The sequence below is a fragment of the Pseudomonas tremae genome, assembly GCF_001401155.1.
Classification (GTDB): domain Bacteria; phylum Pseudomonadota; class Gammaproteobacteria; order Pseudomonadales; family Pseudomonadaceae; genus Aquipseudomonas; species Aquipseudomonas tremae.
In genome coordinates, this window is the sequence record NZ_LJRO01000203.1 from 1 (window position 1) to 462 (window position 462).

General features: G+C 50.4%; 1 protein-coding gene and 1 pseudogene. One reads left to right on the top strand and one right to left on the bottom strand.

Annotated elements, in window-relative coordinates:
- Positions 1 to 120, top strand: a pseudogene (locus ALO43_RS30145) (alpha-xenorhabdolysin family binary toxin subunit B); the annotation flags it as partial.
- A 57-nt stretch (positions 121 to 177) separates the two neighbouring features.
- Here the strand turns inward: ALO43_RS30145 and ALO43_RS14545 are convergent.
- The coding region (locus ALO43_RS14545; RefSeq protein ID WP_174518500.1) for a TPM domain-containing protein at positions 178 to 462 on the bottom strand (285 nt) is incomplete at its 5' end.

Genomic DNA, 462 nt, shown 5'->3' on the forward strand with positions numbered 1-462 from the left:
CTCTATCATTTTCTTGATCAGATAACATCGCCAGGTGATGCTTCGGCGTTGATCAGCCAGCATGTCGAACAACTGAAGACCTACATAAAATCGTTTTATGACGTAAAACGTATCGTCTGACCCGGACGATTTTCAAGCAAGGCAGATGTCGATAAAATCGACATCTGCCTTTTGCCGTTACCCCAACACCACCAGCCGATTCGGCAGCTCATTCCTGCCGTGCGTCACTGGAACGTGATCGGCAAGCAACTCGCCACAGGCATGGATACAGCCAAGAAACCCCTGCAAGGTCTGCCCGTCTCTGACCTGCTGGGTAAATACGTCGACCATCGCTTTCCAGGTATCGTCATGCAGACGACTGGCAATGCCATGGTCAACCAGAATTTCGACATACCGTTCGGCCTCACTGACAAAAACCAGAATGCCGGTTCCGTCATGGGTCTTGTGCAGGTTTTGTTCAAG